This window comes from Pseudomonas sp. F1_0610, from assembly GCF_047470865.1.
Classification (GTDB): Bacteria; Pseudomonadota; Gammaproteobacteria; order Pseudomonadales; family Pseudomonadaceae; genus JAZDRH01.
This window is the reverse complement of record NZ_JAZDRH010000029.1, coordinates 26,649-40,726: the sequence shown is the minus strand read 5'-3', so window position 1 is coordinate 40,726 and position 14,078 is coordinate 26,649. Positions and strand designations below refer to the sequence as shown.

Annotated in this window: 13 protein-coding genes; 3 read left to right on the top strand and 10 right to left on the bottom strand. The window is 43.6% G+C overall.

The window, feature by feature from the left end:
* Positions 1 to 454: 454 nt before the first annotated feature.
* On the top strand, positions 455 to 2,329 hold the full coding sequence (locus VQ643_RS13715) for an SEL1-like repeat protein (protein WP_414200430.1): 1,875 nt from the start codon (positions 455 to 457) through the stop codon (positions 2,327 to 2,329).
* Positions 2,329 to 3,564 (top strand): hypothetical protein, encoded by a 1,236-nt coding sequence (locus VQ643_RS13710; protein WP_414200428.1) that lies wholly within the window; start codon positions 2,329 to 2,331, stop codon positions 3,562 to 3,564. Before VQ643_RS13715 ends, VQ643_RS13710 begins: the two co-directional genes overlap by 1 nt.
* 53 nt (positions 3,565 to 3,617) lie before the next feature.
* On the opposite strand, the gene VQ643_RS13705 is transcribed toward VQ643_RS13710, so the two are convergent.
* Genes VQ643_RS13705 through VQ643_RS13680 form a run of 6 tightly spaced genes read right to left on the bottom strand, consistent with a single transcriptional unit; the run spans position 3,618 to position 9,121 of the window.
* A complete protein-coding gene (locus tag VQ643_RS13705; protein WP_414200426.1) occupies positions 3,618 to 4,430 on the bottom strand; it encodes a class I SAM-dependent methyltransferase in 813 nt (270 codons plus the stop codon).
* Positions 4,427 to 5,200 carry an ABC transporter ATP-binding protein gene (locus VQ643_RS13700; protein WP_414200424.1) on the bottom strand — a complete coding sequence of 258 codons (774 nt, stop codon included), beginning with the start codon at positions 5,198 to 5,200 and terminating at the stop codon, positions 4,427 to 4,429. Before VQ643_RS13700 ends, VQ643_RS13705 begins: the two co-directional genes overlap by 4 nt.
* Positions 5,197 to 6,183: a FecCD family ABC transporter permease gene (locus tag VQ643_RS13695; protein ID WP_414200436.1), complete on the bottom strand. Its 987-nt coding sequence runs from the start codon at positions 6,181 to 6,183 to the stop codon at positions 5,197 to 5,199. Before VQ643_RS13695 ends, VQ643_RS13700 begins: the two co-directional genes overlap by 4 nt.
* Positions 6,184 to 6,195: 12 nt before the next feature.
* Entirely contained in the window at positions 6,196 to 7,212 is a 1,017-nt protein-coding gene (locus VQ643_RS13690; protein ID WP_414200422.1) for an iron ABC transporter substrate-binding protein, read from the bottom strand.
* Position 7,213: 1 nt separating this feature from the next.
* Positions 7,214 to 7,720: a DUF2478 domain-containing protein gene (locus tag VQ643_RS13685; protein WP_414200420.1), complete on the bottom strand. Its 507-nt coding sequence runs from the start codon at positions 7,718 to 7,720 to the stop codon at positions 7,214 to 7,216.
* A gap of 9 nt (positions 7,721 to 7,729) precedes the next feature.
* A complete protein-coding gene (locus VQ643_RS13680) occupies positions 7,730 to 9,121 on the bottom strand; it encodes a TonB-dependent receptor plug domain-containing protein (RefSeq protein WP_414200418.1) in 1,392 nt (463 codons plus the stop codon).
* Positions 9,122 to 9,456: 335 nt separating this feature from the next.
* Between VQ643_RS13680 and VQ643_RS13675 the strand changes: the two genes are divergently transcribed.
* On the top strand, positions 9,457 to 9,954 hold the full coding sequence (locus tag VQ643_RS13675; protein WP_414200416.1) for a hypothetical protein: 498 nt from the start codon (positions 9,457 to 9,459) through the stop codon (positions 9,952 to 9,954).
* Here the strand turns inward: VQ643_RS13675 and VQ643_RS13670 are convergent.
* The 4 genes from VQ643_RS13670 to VQ643_RS13655 form a co-directional block, all read right to left on the bottom strand.
* A complete protein-coding gene (locus VQ643_RS13670; protein WP_414200415.1) occupies positions 9,943 to 10,377 on the bottom strand; it encodes a hypothetical protein in 435 nt (144 codons plus the stop codon). The two genes, VQ643_RS13675 and VQ643_RS13670, sit on opposite strands and share 12 nt — an antisense overlap.
* A 78-nt stretch (positions 10,378 to 10,455) precedes the next feature.
* Positions 10,456 to 11,691, bottom strand: a complete 1,236-nt coding sequence (locus tag VQ643_RS13665) for a 2-oxo acid dehydrogenase subunit E2 (protein ID WP_414200413.1) — start codon at positions 11,689 to 11,691, stop codon at positions 10,456 to 10,458.
* 10 nt (positions 11,692 to 11,701) lie between these two features.
* Complete coding sequence (locus tag VQ643_RS13660; RefSeq protein ID WP_414200411.1) at positions 11,702 to 12,679, bottom strand: transketolase C-terminal domain-containing protein; 978 nt, start codon at positions 12,677 to 12,679, stop codon at positions 11,702 to 11,704.
* Entirely contained in the window at positions 12,680 to 13,855 is a 1,176-nt protein-coding gene (locus VQ643_RS13655) for a thiamine pyrophosphate-dependent dehydrogenase E1 component subunit alpha (protein WP_414200409.1), read from the bottom strand.
* Between the last annotated feature and the right edge of the window lie 223 nt (positions 13,856 to 14,078).

Below are 14,078 nucleotides of genomic sequence, written 5' to 3'. Positions count from 1 at the left end.
GAATCATACAATAAGAACCTGAACTCTATAAAAATAAATTTTAATTATCATTGAAATTGCTAGGCATAGTAACTTTAAAATAAAAATTATAATCTTGTTTTTCGTCATAAAATATCAGTAGATACTTTATCCAAGGCAAGTTCAAAAGCCAATCTACTCAATTATGCTAAAGGAAGAATCAACACCATCTTGCAAAAATAGAAAAATATAAAATGGAATAAGCATTAAAAAGGTATAAAAATGCCGTTGTGATGCTGTTCAATTAGGATTTTCTGCATCCCAAAACAGAGTTTTCTGCCATTTCAATAGCTGTATATTCTATGTCATGCTAAGCCTATATTAGCCTTAAAAGGCTATTCAACATCATTGTATCTATTCTACTTTTGATTTTTAGCACCCCAACAAACAATATACAGCGTATGATGTTTCGACTTTTTATTAGCGGTTTTATACTATGCAAAAATTAATTATTTTTTTGTGCTCCCTGTTTTTTTTAATGCCTACAGCCTATGCTAACTCCTCTAGCAATAACGCCAGCGAATTAAACGCATTATTAGAGCAAGCCCAGCAGTACAATAATCCCCAAGCACAATTAGCACTGGCTGAGATTTATGCGCGAGGTGAAGTGGTTGAGCAAGATTTTAAACAAGCGCAGCAGTGGATGGAAAAAGCCGCTAAGCAGGGTTTAGTTGAAGCACAAGCACAGCTAGCAGATAGCTATTTTACTGGCACGGTTATACCGCAAGATTATCAACAAGCCAAGTATTGGGCAGAACAAGCCGCTAAGCAAAACCACACTAATACGCAAAATTTATTAGCCATTATCTATTTTCAAGGTAATGGCACCGCAAAAGATTACGAGCGTTCTAAATACTGGTTTGAAAAGGCAGCGCAACAAAACCATGCTGATGCTCAGGCTAACTTAGCCATTATGTATGCCTTTGGACATGGCGTAGGCGTAGATTATTCGCAAGCTAAACATTGGTTTGAGAAAGCCGCAGAACAAGGTAATGCCAATGCGCAATATAATCTTGGCGTAATCTACGCAGAAGGCAAAGGCACAGCCGTAGATCCTCAACAGGCTAAAAAATGGCTTGAGCTTTCCGCATTACAGAACAATCGTAACGCTCAATTTGAACTAGGCGATATTTACTACAATGGCATTGGGCTTGAGGCCGACTTACAGCAGGCAAAAGCATGGTATGAAAAAGCGGCCAAACAAGGTAGTGCACCTGCCCAGGCGGCCTTAGCCTACATGTATTTATTCGGCAAAGGCACAGCTAAAGACTATAAACAAGCTAAGCTACTTGCAGAAAAAGCGGCTGCACGTGGCAATGCTAAAGCACAAAACTTTCTGGGGATCATCTACACTGAAGGCTTTGATGTTAGCCCAAATACTGAACAGGCAAAATATTGGTTTGAGCAGTCTGCTGCTCAGGGTGATCGCATGGGGCAGCAGAACTTAGCTACGCTCTATATCGCCGGAAAAGGCGGACCTATTGACTATAATAAAGCCTTTTTTTGGTTTACAAAGTCAGCCGAACAGGGCAATGACGTTTCCCAATATAATTTAGCAACCTTATACAGAAACGGAGAGGGAACAGCGCCTAACCTTGAGCGCGCTAAGTATTGGTTTGAGAAAGCAGCACAACAAAATAATCTAGATGCGCAAGCGAGTCTCGCTGAGCTTTATAGCGATGAAAAAAACGATAAGCAAGCTCAGTTTTGGCTAGAAAAAGCTGCCGAACAAGGCTTAGTTCGTGCGCAATATAATCTTGGTATTATGTATTATCGAGCTGAAGCAACAGCAGCCAATAATCAACTCATGTTCCATTGGTTAGAAAAAGCAGCACTGCAAGGGCATATTGAGGCACAGTACAACCTAGGCATACTCTATTATGAAGGCCAACGTATTCCTCAGAATTTTGAACAGGCGAAACTCTGGTTAGAAAAGTCAGCATTACAGGGCGATCCCAATGCTCAATTGCAAATAGGCATACGCTACTACATTGGCCAAGGGACGCAACAGAATTACCAAACAGCAAAACTGTGGTTTGAAAAAGCCGCAGCACAGAATCATCCCGTAGCCCAGCTGAATTTAGGCGTGATTTATATTATGGGGCAAGGCGTTGAAAAATCACCGCAGCAGGCTAAAGCTTGGTTTGAAAAAGCTGCGGCACAAAACAATGCTCAAGCTCAGCATAGTCTTGGCCTTATGTATACCAATGGGGACGGTGTGGCACACAATACCCAAGAAGCAAATAAGTGGTTTCGACTGGCCTGCAGTAATGGCTTTAAAAATGCTTGTTCTTTAATCAAGGAAAACTGATGAACAGACTACTTCCCCTCGCTTTTTTATTCATGCTGTCGCTGCCAGCAGCCTATGCCAACCCCTCAGGTAGTGATTTTCAACAACTTGTACAATCGGCTGAGCAAACCAATGATCCTAAATTGCAAACACAGTTAGGGATAGCTTACGAAGACGGTGTAGGCACGAGTATAGATTTACAACTTGCTAAAAAATGGTACGAAAAAGCGGCCATACAAGATTTTGCTGATGCTCAATACAATCTTGGATTACTACATTATTCTGGCAAAGGTACAGAACAGGACTACCCACTAGCGAAAAGCTGGTTTGAAAAGGCCGCTCAGCAAGGCCATGCCAATGCGCAATACAATCTTGGTTTTATGTACGACTCTGGCTCAGGTGTACCTCAAAATTATCAAACAGCTAAAATGTGGTACGAACAAGCTGCATTACAAGGCCAAGTGAAAGCACAAAATAATTTAGCCAGCCTTTATTTTGCTGGGGAAGGGGTTGCGCAAGATTATCAAATGGCCAAACTTTGGTTTGAAAAAGCTGCCGAACAAGGGCATCCTCGCGCACAAAGCAATCTAGCCACTCTCTATCTTGACGGTCTTGGTGTGAAACAAGACTACGCACAAGCAAAGCTATGGTTTGAAAAAGCCGCTGCGCAGAATTTTAGACAAGCCCAATATGAACTCGGGATTATCTATGAATTTGGCTTAGGTGTACCTGCTAATGCATCACAAGCCAAACTATGGCACGAAAAAGCAGCCGTCCAGGGGCACGCTAAAGCACAGAATAACCTAGCTACCCTTTATTACACCGGTGAGGGGGTTGCTCAAGACTATGCTACCGCTAAGCTTTGGTATGAGCAGGCCGCCAGACAAGGTAACCCCAAAGCGCAATACAATCTGGCCTTAATGTACGATAAAGGTCGTGGCATGCCTAAAAATCCTGCTCAAGCCAAGCTGTGGTACGGGAAAGCCGCTGACCAAGGACATCCCAAAGCGCAAAATAATCTAGCTTACTTTTATTCTCAAGACGGTGCTTCTGAGGAAGATCTGCAATGGGCAAAGACCTTGTACGAAAAATCGGCTGAGCAAGGCGATAAAGAAGCCACTTATAATCTAGGCCTTATGTATTACCAAGGCAAAGGCGTTGTTAAAGACCTTCAACAAGCAAAAAAATGGTTTCACTTTGCCTGCGAAAAAGGCAACCAAAGCGGCTGTGTAAAATTTAATAATCTCAGTAAGTAATGATACAAAATGACCGAAGGCTTTAGTTGTTTTCGGTCGTTTGATGCTGTTATTTATCCATTCTGTTTGAATACAGAAGGCACATCCCAGCTTAAAAATGCCCACTGTGTAGGACGTCCACCTTCTGCGGCTCGTTGCGGGTTAGCCAAATACCATACTTCCAATGCGGCCAATTCTTCTAAGCTAAGCTCACCTAAGCGCCAGCTGACTTTGCTCGCAAACTCGCTAAAGTTCGCACAGCCTGCTAAGCGATTATGGCTTGGAATATAATCGAGCTTTGGGTATATCCCCTGCTGCCACAGTAAATTAATAACATAGATAGGATCAGGAAAGCTTTTTACATCTCGTCCTAACACATGGTAAATATCAGGATCAATAAACATGCCGCCAACCAAATGCGTCATATACACGCGTTGACGTGCATGGCGATTTAGCTTGTCTAACGCCTGTTGCATATCTGCCACAATGCTGGCGCGCGAAGCTACAGCAATATCGCATACGGGCACATCCGCCCAATCATCTTCCCATGACAAATGAATAGGCTGGATATTATCTAATTGTCGTTCACGCGCATTGTCTTGCAGTACATCCAACATGCCTTGGCTGTAATCTAAGGCATATACTTGGGTTAGTTTCTCTGCCGCCGGCAAAGCGATAGTGCCAGGGCCGCAGCCAATATCGAGTAAACTGTGGGCATTGGTAAAATCCATTTTAGCTAGAAACGCTTGGCTATAAGCGCCGCCCACTGCACTTTTACTTATGGACTGTGCTTTAGCTCCCCAGTCACTGGCAGGCTTTTCAGGGCGTTCGCTTTGGGCAAGGTGCTCTTTATATAAGCGTGCAAAATCAATTTCTGAATACCTCATCCGTCTACCTTTGTCTGTACTTTAAAATGCGCTTTAATTTGCATGCTTGTTAAACCATAAAGCTGTGCTAAATTTTCTACAGTAAGCATATCTTGCGCCTTGCCTTGTGTTTGAATCTCACCATGATTATACAAAGCAACACGATCAGCCACTTGCAACGCATGTTCAGGTTGATGCGTACACAGCAAAATAGCCATACCCTGCGCGCGTAACTGGCAAATACTGTCTAACACTAAAATTTGGTTAGCAAAATCTAGGCTGGCAGTAGGTTCGTCCAGCACTAAGATTTTTGCATTTTGTGTTAAAGCGCGGGCAATTAGCACCAATTGCCGCTGACCACCACTAATACGCATATAACTGGCATTGGCTAACTGCTCTATACCCAGTTGGCGCAAGCACGCTAGTGCAATGTGGCGATCTTTATTGCTCGGCTGAGAAAAACGTCCAATAGCTGCATAACGCCCCATGATCACCATTTCTTCAACAGTAAAATCAAAGCTACCTATTTGCGCCTGAGGCACATAAGCGGCTAGCTGTGCTATCTGTCTTCTTGAATAGGTATTTAATGCTTTATCTAATAAATAAACCGTCCCAGAAACAGGTTTAAGCAGTCCTAATAAAGTACGAAATAACGTGGTTTTGCCGCTTCCATTGGGACCTAATAACGCAAGCACTTCGCCTTCATGCAAGGCCAAGTCAATTGCACCGCCTAAGGCTTTATGCTGATAACCCACACGCAGCTGAACGGCCTTCAATAAGCTATGGCTCATGCTTTACGCCCTCCGCAGGCTAATAACAGCATGAAAAAAGGAGCACCAACTAAGGATGTCAGTACACCTAATGGCATTTCAACCGCAAAACAAGTACGGGCAATGGTGTCTGTTAATAACAGGAAAATAGCACCTAGCAATAAAGAGGCAGGGAGTAGCCTAGAGAAGTGCGCGCCTACTAATAAGCGAGCAGCATGTGGAATTAACAACCCTACCCAACCAATAATACCTGTAAAAGAAATAGCACTGGCGGTTACCATGGTAGCGGCGATAATCAGCAAAATTCGCGTTAGTTTAAGATTTACCCCCAAGGCGGCTGCTTCATCATCGCCTAAGGCTAAGAGGTTCATGCGCCAGCGTAAAACAAACAGCACTACTAGGCCGCCAATAATTAACGGCAGACTATAAAGCAAATCAGCCAGACGCACTGAGTTTAAGCTGCCCAACAGCCAAAAAGTAATAGTGGGTAACTGCCGATCAGTATCCGCTAATACCTTTACTAAGGAAATACCTGCGCCAAATAGGCTACTTAACGCCACACCTGAAAGCACCAACACCAAAACAGCATCATGTCGGCGAATCAACTGAGCCAGGCTATAGACCAAGGTAACAGCAGCTAATCCACCGAAAAGAGCAAAAAGCTGTACGTAAAATAGCGGCAGATTCGCATAAATTGCTAACACCGCCCCTAATCCAGCGCCCGTCGAAACACCTAAAATATCGGGCGACACTAAGGGATTGCGAAACATGCCTTGATAAGCAGCGCCGGCCACCGCCAAAGAAGCGCCCACTAACAGTGCGGCAAAAATGCGAGGAAAGCGTACTTGCCATAAAACTAATTGGTTGGCGCTATCGGCTGTAGGCGACAATAGTGCTTGGCTAATATCGTTTAAACTCAGTGGATATTTACCCGCCAAAGTCGCCACAATGAATAAGCCAAGTAAGATGGCGCACAAACAGCCATAAATTAAATAGGTTCTCATGTTCCCCACAGATTATACCTGCAAGCTAAGGGCGGTTTTTCCATCAAGCTTAACTCCGTAAAAAAGCTGATAAAAATCAGAAACTTGCTGTTCAAGCTCAGTTGTATGCTGTGGCTGAGAAAGCTGATGCATCAACCAGTTTATGCCCAGTAAACGATTTAAGCTGGGTGGACTATCTAACCAACCAAAAGGCAAGCGCGGCGCACAATAGATTTGCCCTGCTTGAACTGCGTTAAGTTGCTGCCATAATGGATCTGTTTTGGCATGCTGCACAAACGCCAGTTCTTCGGTAAAAATGTAATCTGGCTGCCATACCAATAATTGTTCTAAGGATACTCTAACCAAACCTTTATTTGCTTGCTTGCCCACCACATTCTGTAAACCTAATAACTCATAGGTTTCAGTATGAATAGAAGCTTCTACGGCTGTTTCTAAACCATGCTCTAAACGCGCATGATAAAAGCGTACAGGTTGCGCCTGTCGAGCTTTAAACTGTTGAGCTTTTTGTAAAATTCCTTGCGCATACTGAGCCAACTGCTCTGCTCTTGTTTCAACACCCAATAAACGCCCTGCCTGCCGTAGTTGCTCAGGTGTTTGTGCGAGATTCCCCGCAATTTGTAATGTTGGAATCCCCGTTTGACTGGCGATGTTTTGTGCTGCAGAGCGATGCGTTTGGTTAGCATTGCCCACATCCACAATCACATCAGGTTGCAGCACCATTAATTGCTCTAATGACAAAGTACTACCGCGGCCTGCTAAACGCCCAATAGCAGGTAACTGAGCATAATTTGGATGCAGATATTGACGTGTATTAGCGGATAAATCAGTTGGAAAGCCAAGCAGCTTTTCAGGGGCTAAAGCGTACAAGAACACCATAGCTGGTGCTCCTGCAGCAAACACCCTGTGTATCTTATTAGCAGCAGGTAAGCGCCCATTTTGCGCAATTAAATCTTCAGCCAAAGCCGTTAACACAGCGTTTGGCAACAATAAACCAGCGGCTAATAACTGGCTAAACAGACGCCTTTGCATGTTATTCCTTGAGTTTATCAACCCAATGTTTAATCGCATGAAAATCAAGAGGCAAGGTGTAGGCCAGATCTTGTGCAAAATGTAGCCACGCCGAAAGATAGCGCTCATTAATGAGTGTGAGCACAGGAATGCCATCGCTAATTAACTGGCCAAACTCCTGGGAAAAACCTTCGCCCTCTGCTTCGGCTGAACCAAATCTATTAATAATGACTAGATCAGGCTTTTCACGGACAGCTCGGCGTAACACTTCACTGGCCTGCGCCAGCCCGCCAAGATCTAAAACACAGGACGTAGATTCACTACCTAAACATTGAGAAATTCTAAAAATCTGCTGCGTATAAATATCACGCAGCAGCATGGGTAATTTACCTAGCGGGTCTTTCCCTCGTTCTGTAACAAGGCCGCGAACCCGCCAGTTTTTACTACGACAATATTTAATGACTTGCTGAATAGTTTCATCGCCTTCGCCATTACCCGCATGCACGACAGCGGCTAGTGGTAGAACCATGAACTCTCCTTAAAATGTATAGTTAGCCCCCGCAAACCATGTTCTGCTTGGTTGAGGATAACCATCTGCATAGGCGTAATTTTTATTCGTTAAATTACGCACGCCTGCTTCAAGGCTAAGCTCATCTAAAACATTCCATGTGCTTTTCAAACCAAAAGTAGTGAAGCCAGAAAGGGTTGTATAGGTATCTGACTGTCCTTTGTTTTGCCGTTGTGCAATACGACGGCCCGCCTCGACTTCCACTGTGGCTTGCAATGCAACCTTTTCTATCGGCCTCCACGTAGCATGGGTGAATAGCTTATGACGCAGAGTATCTGTTAATTTGATAGATCTATCGGTTAAATTTACACGATTTAGATAGGTATAAGCAGCTCCTAACTGCCAATTATCAGCAATACTTTGATCTAAGCTGATTTCTAAGCCTCTATGGCGCGCTTTTCCTGTATTTTGTAGCTGCTCTCTATCGCGATAAGGCATAAATTGCATTTCATTACGCACATGACTATAGAAAACACTCGCTTGCATATAACCGCCAGTCCAGACATTTCCTCTCACACCAAGTTCCGCATGACGTGCTGCTTCAGGTTTTAAATTAGGATTAGCATAGGCTTTTCCCATACGCGCAGAAAAACGGTCTTTCAAGGTTGGCATACGTGTTTTCTTGGCCACACTCATAAATAGCTCAATCTCTTCACTAAGGTCATGCATTACTTCTAGCAAGCCATAAGTAGAACGCGTTGTATCCTTTGTAAGATTAGGGTAATCCGTTGAAAACGCTTTACGTGCCGAGCGCTCTTCATGGCTTAAACTAATACGCATACGCCATGTTGGCGCTAATCTAATTAGATCTTCAATTGCTACTGCTCGAGTGACATCACGGAAATCTTTGGTGGATTTAGCATCAGCTGATTGATGGCGATCATCTTTATAATGCACTGCAATATGTAATTCATGATTATTAATTGAGGTATTAATCCACTCTAGCGCTGCGCCATAGGTTTTATCTTGGTAAGGGCTATTCTCATAACTCGCAAAAATCGCGTCGTCATACATGCGTAAAGTATTTTTATAATCATCGCGATACACCCGCGTTTTTATCGTATTTTGCTCATTCAACTGCGTTGAGCTTAAAAAATAGATACTTTCTTTATCCCATTGCGGCCAACGCCAAAAGCGCACCTGTTCATTTTTATTTTTCCCTGTGTACGCAGGCTGATTTTTATCGCCCTCTTGCTTGGAATAACCCATTACATATTCATCGGTATCGTTAGGCGTTAAGCCTAATTTAAACGAGCCTTTTTTGTCGCGATAATCTGCATTCTTTCGATAATTGCCTGTATCTGTTGGTTTATTTTTATAATCATGAAAGCCGCTTGGTAGCTTAAATTCACCTGACTCCAAATAAGAAACTCCCGCCTACAGTGTTGCGGTTAAAGCGTTCTAATTCCTGCGCATCAATCACTTGCTCTGTGGTTTTAGCTTTTTCAGCAGGTGCTTCAACAACTACCTTGCCTAAATTAAATACTGGACCTTGTGCAAAAGCACTGGTAGCTAACAGTGCAAAAAAAGGCGCTGCATATAACGCATACTAAACAGCAGATCTTAATTTTGAGTAAGCAGACATAAATTTCTCGTTATGTTTATTTAGATATAACGAAATATCTTAGCAAACAATAAATTATGCGTTAGGTGATATTTATCAGTGCCAGATGATTTTTACCTTTTAAAATCAGCCTATGAATACATTAAGCATCCGCTGCATTGAGCGGACACCTGAACGCCAAAATTTTATGCTGTTTATTGATGAGCAATCTCTCGATAGCCTGCTTAACATTGACCATTGTGAAGACATGCGGTTTTCGAATTTTGATCTGGATATTTTTCCTGTTGATAAACAACGCTTCCCTGACTACAACCACAAAGCCGTCATCATCAACACAATCGCCCAATTTTTAGGGCAAGCACCCATTTTTACTCAGTTTGGCAGTAACCGCTTGGTGATTTATCGCTGCCATTGTGGTAGCGATTATTGCGGTGTTATTTCGTGCGATTTACTGATTACACAAGACAGCATAACTTGGGCAAACATCCGCTATGAAGACGGCTCAGACTCAGACGACGCTGCCGATCTGGACGAAATAGACGTAACCCCCATCCCCCAATTAGTATTTGCTAAAACGCAATATGAACAAGCCTTTGCAAACTACTTTCAGCAGCATGTTTCAATGCTGTGATATGGGTAAAAAATCTAATAAATAGGCCTCTTCTACGACTAAAAAATCAGCTTCGTCAAGGTTGCAGGCAAAGGCTTCAAAAATAGCATTAAGTACCTGTACTACTGTGGCTTGGTCCATTCTTGGCGTTGTTAGCAGCAAATAAAAGGCTTGTGCAATGGCATTTAGGCTGTAGGAATACTCGTAACGTCCTACATTGATGTCTTGCAAAACAGCAGTATCTATTGTTGCTAAGTTCAATTTATGCTGAGGTTCAAGATAGACAAAGTATTCTTCTACGCCATCAAGCACGGCAAAGGGAAAACGGTCTTGATAACGCAGGGCATAACACAGCAATGGTACTCGCCATGCTTCAAAATCATCATTTTGTTGATCAATATAAGCGCCTAACGCTGTTCGCGCTAAGCGGTTTTCCCACATCATGCTGTTTTACCTCTGAGTTAAACAACCTAGGCTAATAAAAAAACCTCAGTATGAACTGAGGCTTATATCATTCAAGAGCTAGTTTAATTGAAGCAGCATTGTTTCAGGCTGTTCTAAGTAACTGCGCCATAGGTTATTAAAACGTGCGATAGTGCCGCCATCTAACACGCGATGATCGCCTGACCAGCACAGGTTCATTAGCTGTTGCTGGCGCACCTTACCTTTTTTGTTAAAGCGCGGTAGGCGTTGTAATTTGCCAAGTGCACAAATCGCCATTTCATTGCCGTTAATAATTGGGGTGGCTACTGTACCGCCCAACGCACCTATGTTCGACAACGTAATAGTGCCGCCCGTTAACTGTTCACGACTGAGTTTGCCGCTACGAGCTTGGGCAATTAATGCTGTGAGCTCTTGGGCAATGTGCAAAATACTTTTGGTTTGTACTGACTTGATATTAGGCACTAACAAACCAATAGGTGTATCCATTGCAATGCCAATATTAACATCTGCCAGATAGCTGATCTCAGTGCAGTCAGCGTTTAATTTAGCATTTAAAATCGGAAACTCTGTTATCGCTAACGCCAGCGCTTTCATAAAAAATGGCAAGAAGCTTAGTTGTATGCCTTGCTCTGCCAATGCAGGTTTTAGCTGTGCGCGAAGTTTAGCTAGCTTGTTTAAATTCAGCTCGTCAACATAGGTAAAATGCGGAATTTGATTGGCAGCCGTCATCTGTTTTGCCATTGCTGCGCGAATACCGCTGATATTTTCTACACGGTTGTGTTGCGTTGATGTAGCTGTTTCAACACAAGCTTCCGCTGGAGCATGCAATGCTTGGTGCTGAGTTAAATCTTCTTTTAATACGCGCCCGCCTTTGCCTGAACCCTGTACTTGCAATAAATCAATCTGTTGTTCGCGAGCTATACGGCGCACCGCTGGGGTGGCTAGTGCACGCTGCGGATAATCTTGTTCTTGGACTTTCTGCAAAGGTTGTTGTGAACATACTGTTTGCTCTTCTAGTTGAGGTAGAATAGCCTGCTTGGACTCCATGGTTGTCTGTGTTGTTACTGCTGTTAAACCTTCTATTTGTATTTGATACAAGGGCTTGCCCACTTTGGCAATTTCCCCTTGTTGATAATAGTGCTTGGTTAAAATGCCATTGTGCAGCGCAGGAATTTCGACTGTGACTTTGTCTGTCATTACATCAGCGATAACTTGATCTTCAAGCACAGCTTCGCCTTCTTGCACATACCAAGTGACCACTTCGCACTCAACAATGCCTTCACCAATATCTGGTAGGATAAAATCTTCGTACATGGCCATCTCCTTAATAATTCATACAAGCGTGAATAGCCTCTAAAGTACGCCACACATCGGGCATGTACTCTGCATCTAAGGCATATGGAAATGGTGTATCCCAACCTGTAACACGTGTAATAGGCGCTTCCAAATATAAAAAACAGACCTCTTGTAAACTCGCTGCTAACTCAGCCCCAAAACCACCCGTACGTGCCGCTTCATGATTGATGACCATGCGCCCTGTTTTTTTCAAGGACTGTGCTAATAAGTCTCTATCCCACGGAATAAGGCTACGTAAATCAATAACTTCGCAGGAAATGCCTTGCGCTTGTGCTTTATCCGCTGCTTCAACAATAGTAGCGACCTGTGCGCCCCAAGCAACTAAGCTAATATCTGTGCCTTCGCGCACTATTTCAGCCTTGCCCAGCTCAATTTGATAGTCATCTTCTGGTACTTCACATACAGCAGCGCGATAGAGCTTTTTCGGCTCAAAAAACAACACAGGATCAGCATCTCGAATAGAGGCAAGCAATAAGCCTTTGGCTTGATAAGGATCGCGAGGTACTACAATTTTTAAACCTGCCGCATGGGCAAAAAATGCTTCAGGCGATTGGCTATGGTACAAACCGCCGCTAATACCGCCGCCGTACGGTGTGCGTATAGTTAATGCGCCTACATTAAATTCATTGCCTGAACGATAACGGTACTTCGCTGTTTCATTCACAATTTGGTCGAACGCAGGAAAGATATAATCTGCAAACTGTATTTCAGCTACAGGTCTATGCCCTTGTGCCGCTAAGCCATTAGCAAAGCCTAGGATGCCTTGTTCGGTGAGGGGTGTATTAAAGCAGCGATGCTTACCATATTTTTCCTGTAAATTCTGGCTTGCACGGAAAACGCCACCGAAACTGCCGACATCTTCGCCAAAACACAGTACTTTATCGTCACTGTGCATGGCGATATCCAAAGCATTATTAATGGCTTGCAACAAACTCATTTGCGCCATTTAAATACTCCCTGCCGAATTAGGATAATGCTCTGCATACTTAGCCACATGTGCTGTTAGCTGAGCCAGTTGTTCTTGTAGATGCCATGGCATATTGGCATAAACATCTTCAAACAGCGTTTTCAATGCAGGGGCAGGTTTAACTTCGGCTACCTTCATCGCCGCTAAAACAGCCTGTTGATAATGCGCTTGTAGCGCTTGCTGCCGCTCTTCTGTTAACCAGCCTTGCGCTGTTAACCACAGGCTAAAACGCTGCATGGGATCTTTACTTTGCCATGCCTGTTCTTCATCTTTGGTACGGTACGCTGAAGGATTATCTGAGGTTGAATGTGCGCCCATACGATAAGTCATGGCTTCGATCAAAATAGGCTCGTCGTGCTCTAAAACATAAGCACGTGCAAGCTTGGTTGCCTCATAAACAGCCAGCATGTCATTGCCATCCACACGAATAGCCTTCATGCCATAGCCGGCGGCACGTGAAGCAATACCATCACCGGCAAATTGCTCATTGGTGGGTGTTGAAATGGCATAACCATTATTACGGCAAAAGAAAATCACAGGCGCTTTATGCACCGCTGCCATGTTTAAGCCAGCATGAAAGTCACCTTCTGAAGCTGCTCCTTCGCCAAAATAACAAATCACACAGTTTTGTTTGTTTTCGAGTTTTAAACCGTAAGCATAGCCTGCTGCTTGTGGAATTTGAGTCGCTAAGGGTGATGAAATAGTTACGTAGTTTAGGGCACGGCTGCCATAATGAATGGGCATTTGCCGTCCTTTGCCAAGATCATCTTGATTGGCAAACATTTGATCCATAAATTGCTCTAGACTAAAACCACGATACGCCAAAGCACCTTGTTCACGGTACTGCGCCATAATTACATCATCGCCGTCTAAAGCCGCGGCGCTACCAATAACGGCGGCTTCTTCGCCAATACAAGTCATGTAGAAACTAATACGACCTTGGCGCTGCGCTGAATTCATACGCTGATCTAAAGCCCGAGTCATTACACAGGCATCATAAATACGTTCAGCTGTAGCTTGGTCAAGTGAGATTGGTTGCGCATTGGCATAAAGCTTGCCATTGGTATCAAGCAAAGCCAAGGTAGGAATAGATTGCTCTGCTGGGTCCATAAATTGGGCGCGATGGACCAACGCGTTTCTAAGCGCCTGTAACATAGGGTGTCTCCCTTTGTTTTTGTTGTTATACCGCTTGGCTCGGGTAACAGCTCAAGCATTTATTAGTTTCAGAAGGTTCTTCTGAATAGATCTACTCACAAGCTAACTCGCTGGGTAAAGCGAGCTCATGGCTATATAGAATCAGACTCTTGATCCAGTGAAAACACCGCCAAAAGTCTATAGCCCAATTAAAGATGCGCCCTAGACAGATATCTTGCGTTAC

What these genes read in the sequence shown, in the direction of transcription:
- VQ643_RS13715 (WP_414200430.1), top strand. Translation starts at nt 455, where the DNA reads ATGCAAAAATTAATTATTTTTTTGTGCTCCCTGTTTTTTTTAATGCCT.
- VQ643_RS13710 (WP_414200428.1), top strand. Translation starts at nt 2,329, where the DNA reads ATGAACAGACTACTTCCCCTCGCTTTTTTATTCATGCTGTCGCTGCCA.
- VQ643_RS13705 (WP_414200426.1), bottom strand. Translation starts at nt 4,430, where the DNA reads ATGAGGTATTCAGAAATTGATTTTGCACGCTTATATAAAGAGCACCTT.
- VQ643_RS13700 (WP_414200424.1), bottom strand. Translation starts at nt 5,200, where the DNA reads ATGAGCCATAGCTTATTGAAGGCCGTTCAGCTGCGTGTGGGTTATCAG.
- VQ643_RS13695 (WP_414200436.1), bottom strand. Translation starts at nt 6,183, where the DNA reads ATGAGAACCTATTTAATTTATGGCTGTTTGTGCGCCATCTTACTTGGC.
- VQ643_RS13690 (WP_414200422.1), bottom strand. Translation starts at nt 7,212, where the DNA reads ATGCAAAGGCGTCTGTTTAGCCAGTTATTAGCCGCTGGTTTATTGTTG.
- VQ643_RS13685 (WP_414200420.1), bottom strand. Translation starts at nt 7,720, where the DNA reads ATGGTTCTACCACTAGCCGCTGTCGTGCATGCGGGTAATGGCGAAGGC.
- VQ643_RS13675 (WP_414200416.1), top strand. Translation starts at nt 9,457, where the DNA reads ATGAATACATTAAGCATCCGCTGCATTGAGCGGACACCTGAACGCCAA.
- VQ643_RS13670 (WP_414200415.1), bottom strand. Translation starts at nt 10,377, where the DNA reads ATGATGTGGGAAAACCGCTTAGCGCGAACAGCGTTAGGCGCTTATATT.
- VQ643_RS13665 (WP_414200413.1), bottom strand. Translation starts at nt 11,691, where the DNA reads ATGTACGAAGATTTTATCCTACCAGATATTGGTGAAGGCATTGTTGAG.
- VQ643_RS13660 (WP_414200411.1), bottom strand. Translation starts at nt 12,679, where the DNA reads ATGGCGCAAATGAGTTTGTTGCAAGCCATTAATAATGCTTTGGATATC.
- VQ643_RS13655 (WP_414200409.1), bottom strand. Translation starts at nt 13,855, where the DNA reads ATGTTACAGGCGCTTAGAAACGCGTTGGTCCATCGCGCCCAATTTATG.